Annotated in this window: 4 protein-coding genes; all 4 read left to right on the top strand. The window is 61.5% G+C overall.

Annotation, left to right across the window (positions count from 1 at the left end):
- On the top strand, positions 1 to 207 hold a 207-nt coding region (locus tag ACIQ47_RS15110; RefSeq protein ID WP_396438877.1), incomplete at its 5' end, for a CmcJ/NvfI family oxidoreductase.
- A 72-nt stretch (positions 208 to 279) separates the two neighbouring features.
- Positions 280 to 1,548, top strand: coding sequence for a ribulose-bisphosphate carboxylase large subunit family protein (locus ACIQ47_RS15105; protein WP_396438876.1), 1,269 nt, complete (start codon positions 280 to 282; stop codon positions 1,546 to 1,548).
- A gap of 8 nt (positions 1,549 to 1,556) precedes the next feature.
- Positions 1,557 to 2,975: a four-carbon acid sugar kinase family protein gene (locus ACIQ47_RS15100; RefSeq protein ID WP_396438875.1), complete on the top strand. Its 1,419-nt coding sequence runs from the start codon at positions 1,557 to 1,559 to the stop codon at positions 2,973 to 2,975.
- A 55-nt stretch (positions 2,976 to 3,030) separates the two neighbouring features.
- Positions 3,031 to 3,804 carry an SDR family NAD(P)-dependent oxidoreductase gene (locus tag ACIQ47_RS15095; protein ID WP_396438874.1) on the top strand — a complete coding sequence of 258 codons (774 nt, stop codon included), beginning with the start codon at positions 3,031 to 3,033 and terminating at the stop codon, positions 3,802 to 3,804.
- The last annotated feature ends 172 nt before the right edge of the window (positions 3,805 to 3,976 follow it).

The raw sequence follows: 3,976 nt of genomic DNA, 5'->3' as shown, positions 1-3,976 counted from the left end.
ATTTACGTGATGCGGCATTCGCCCAAACACCGCTGGATGTTCTTTCCATTCATGGAGGCGCACCACGCCTTGTTGCTCAAAACCTATGACTCGGCCACCGATGGTCGCTGTCGGTTCATGGGGCATTCGGCTTTTGAGCACCCTGATACCGCGCCCGATGCCTTGAAGCGCGAAAGCATCGAAGTGCGCACGATGGCTTTTTTCTGAACGGTTCTGCCTTGTGGTGGCCCATCAAGCGTCATACGATGCTGGCTTCTTCTCCATTAGCAGACTTGACCCATGAGCCAGCCTGGTGCGCGTTCCGAATTCACAGCCCGGTATTTCGTTGAAAGCACGGTGCCCTCCGACAAGGTGGCCGAAATCATTGCCGGAGAGCAGTCCAGTGGCACCTTCGTCACCTTGCCCGGCGAAACCGCGCAATTGAAAGAGCGCTCACGTGCCCGGGTCACCCGTGTGCTGCCGATAACGGCCAGCGCGCAACCCACGCTGCACAGTGCTTTGCTGCAGCGCCAGGGGCTGAACGGGCCTTTTGAGCGGGCCGAAATCGAGATTGCGTTTCCGGTGGACAACGTGGGGGCCAATTTGCCTTCACTGTTGGCCACGGTGGCGGGCAATTTGTTTGAGCTCGGTGAGGTCACGGCTTTGCGCTTGCTCGATCTGGATTTGTCGCCTGCTTATGCCGCCGAGTTTCAGGGGCCGGCGTTTGGCATCGAGGGCACGCGCCAGTTGACAGGCGTGCACGATCGTCCCTTGGTGGGCACGATCGTCAAACCCAGCATTGGTTTGAGTGCCGAGCAAACGGCGCAGCTGGTGGATTCGCTGTGCGCTGCGGGGATTGATTTCATCAAGGACGATGAATTGATGGCCAATGCGCCTTACGAGCCGTTTGCGGCGCGGCTGGCAGCGGTGATGCCGGTGCTGCATCGCCATGCCGATCGCTTGGGGCGCATGCCGATGTATGCCTTCAATGTGTCAGGCTCGATAGATGACATGCTGCGCCAAAGCGATGCTGTGGCGGCTGCCGGTGGCACGTGTGTCATGGTCAGTGTCAATTGGATGGGTTTTGCCGGGGTGGAGCATTTGCGCAAGAACATCGCTTTGCCCATCCATGGCCACCGCAATGGTTGGGGAGCCTTGACGCGCCACCCCGGCTTGGGGTTTTCTTTTGCAGCCTACCAAAAATTGTGGCGGCTGGCGGGGGTGGACCATCTGCATGTGAATGGGCCCAGCAGCAAATTTTGGGAGCCTGATGCGTCGGTGTTTGCCAATGCGCAGGACTGCTTGCGTCCGTTTGCAGGCTTGCAGCCTTTGATGCCTGTTTTTTCTTCCGGCCAATGGGCCGGTTTGGCCCCGGAAATTTACCGGCAGCTGGCCTCTTGCGACCTGATGCATTTGGCTGGCGGGGGCATCATTGGCCACCCGGACGGCACCGCCGCCGGGGTGCAAAGCATGCGCCAAGCCTGGGAGGCGGCCGTTGCGGGTGTGGACCTGCAGCAGGCCGCCGTCAGTCAGAGCGCTTTGGCCCGGGCCTTGTCGCATTTTGGGTGAGCTGACCGATGACTGAACCCACACCCACGCCCACACCCACAAGCGCCATGCGGCTGGCTTTTTATGGCGATGATTTCACAGGCTCGACCGATGCGCTGGAGGTGCTGACCTTTGCGGGGCTTCGTTGCGCTTTGTTTTTGCAGGTGCCCAGTGCGGCATTGCTCGAGGCCTTGGGGCCGTTTGACGCCGTGGGCGTTGCCGGTCACAGCCGTTCCATGAGCCCGGATGAAATGGATGAAGAGTTGCCGACTGTCTTGGCCGCTTTGGCCCGGTTGCCGGTGCCCTTGGTGCATTACAAGGTGTGCTCGACTTTTGACAGCCATCCCGATGTGGGCAGCATCGGGCATGTGATGGATTTGGCGCGCCAGGCCTTTGGCTCCGGTGTGATTCCGGTGGTGGCGGCCAACCCGGCCTTGGGCCGTTATTGCGTTTTTGGGCACTTGTTTGCGCGTTCGGCAACGGATGGCCAAGTGCATCGAATCGACCGCCATCCCATCATGCGTGTGCACCCTGTGACGCCCATGACCGAGTCTGACTTGGCCAGGCATTTGTCCATGCAGACGCGCCGAACGGTGGCGGGTGTCACGCTGCCCGTCTTGGAGCGGTCCGAGGCGCAGCAGGATGCCGAGGTGGACGGTTTGATGGCGTCGTCCTGCGAGGCTTTGCTGTTCGATGGCACCCGACCGGAACACCTGACGGCCACCGGGCGGCATTTGACGCGTTTGTCGGCTTTGAGAGCGGGGCCGATGTTTGCGGTGGGCTCTTCGGGGCTGGAATACGCCTTGACGCAATGGTGGCGTGAAGGTTCGCCCACGCCATGGCCTGCGCAGGCCTCGTCTTTTGAAGGGTTTGCGGCTGTTTCCCAGGTGCTGGTGGTGTCGGCCAGTGCTTCGGCCTTGAGCGCGCAGCAAGTCGATGTGGCCGTGCAGGCGGGCTTTGCCGAGGTGGCTTTGGATGTGTGTGCATGGCTCACGCAGCGCGAGCAGGCCTTGGCTGACATGGCCCAGGCGATTGTCTCGGCTTGGCGCATCGGGCGCAGCGTGGTGGTGCACACGGCGCGCGGCACGGGGGATGCGCGCATCGGCCAAATGCGCGAGCGATTGATGGCCTCGGGGCTGTCGCAGGCGAAAGCTGCGGTGCAAGGCGGGCGTTTGGTGGGCGAGTGCTTGGGTGAGTTGACCGAGCGGGTGCTGCAAACCGTGGAGGTGCGGCGTTTGCTGCTCTCAGGCGGCGACACATCGAGCGCCATCATGCAGCGGCTGGGCCCTCAGGCCTTGCAAGTGCATGCCCGCTTGGCGCCGGGTGCACCTTTGTGCAAGCTCTTGTCCGACAAGCCCCATTTGCGCCAGCTGGAGGTCTCCTTGAAAGGCGGTCAAATGGGGTCGGTTGATTTTTTTGTCCAGGCCTTGAGGGGGCGCGAGGCTTGAACGCGTTTGCAGCGGTCGATTGGGTGTGTTTTGGGCCAATGAATAGAGGGTGTGTATGACGTTGTCAGCTTCAAATGGGCGCGTGGCCCTGGTGACCGGTGGGGCCAAAGGCATTGGCGCTGAGGTGGGCCTGGCTTTGGCCGCCAAAGGGTTCAAGGTGTGGGTGGCCGACAAAGATGTGCAAAGTGCACAGGCTTGGGCGGCAGAACTGCAAAAACAAGGGGGGCAAGCCCAAGCTGTGCTGCTGGATGTGGCCGATCCGGGCTCGGTGGCGCAGGTGTTTGCGGCGGTGGGGGCGCAAGATGGGCGATGTGATGTGCTGGTCAACAGTGCTGGCATCGCCAAGGTTTTCCCTTTCCTGGATTTTCCTTTGGACAACTTCGTGGCCACCATGGCGGTCAATGTGACAGGGACTTTGTTGTGCGCCCAACACGCCGCTCGGCTGATGGTGCCTCAGCGTTGGGGCCGCATTGTGAACATCGCTTCGGTGGCGGGTTTGCGGGCTGTGGGCAAAGGGCGCACGGCCTATGGCACCTCCAAAGGGGCGGTGGTGGCTTTGACCCGGCAAATGGCGGTGGAGTTGGCCGAGCATGGCATCACCGCCAATGCGGTGTGCCCTGGCCCCGTAGACACGCCCATGACGCGCGAGTTGCACTCGGAGCAGTTTCGCGTTGAATACGCCAAGGCGATTCCCATGGCGCGGTATGGCTTGACCAGCGAGATTGCGGCGGCGGTGATGTACCTGGTGTCGGATGAGGCCAGCTACACCACGGGGGTGGCTTTGCCCGTCGATGGCGGTTTCATGTCGGCCGGTGCGCCAGGCTTGTGAGTGCGTGTTCATGCAAGGCGTGAGAGACAAGGAGTGACAGATGCCGCCTGATATGAAGTTTGTGGACACCGATGTGTTGCGCATCGGCTACCAAGAGTGGAACCCGAGCGCGCAACGCACAGTGATTTTGCTGCATGGTTGGCCCGACAGTGTGCGCACTTGGTCAGGTGTG

Origin of the sequence: Limnohabitans sp. (genome assembly GCF_044373035.1) — a bacterium.
Classification (GTDB): domain Bacteria; phylum Pseudomonadota; class Gammaproteobacteria; order Burkholderiales; family Burkholderiaceae_C; genus Limnohabitans_A.
The sequence above is the reverse complement of the archived record's forward strand: the minus strand, read 5'-3'. Positions and strand labels throughout refer to the sequence as shown.

Excerpts from the sequence above, each read along its gene's own strand:
- ACIQ47_RS15105 (WP_396438876.1), top strand. The coding sequence starts at position 280 with ATGAGCCAGCCTGGTGCGCGTTCCGAATTCACAGCCCGGTATTTCGTT.
- ACIQ47_RS15100 (WP_396438875.1), top strand. The coding sequence starts at position 1,557 with ATGACTGAACCCACACCCACGCCCACACCCACAAGCGCCATGCGGCTG.
- ACIQ47_RS15095 (WP_396438874.1), top strand. The coding sequence starts at position 3,031 with ATGACGTTGTCAGCTTCAAATGGGCGCGTGGCCCTGGTGACCGGTGGG.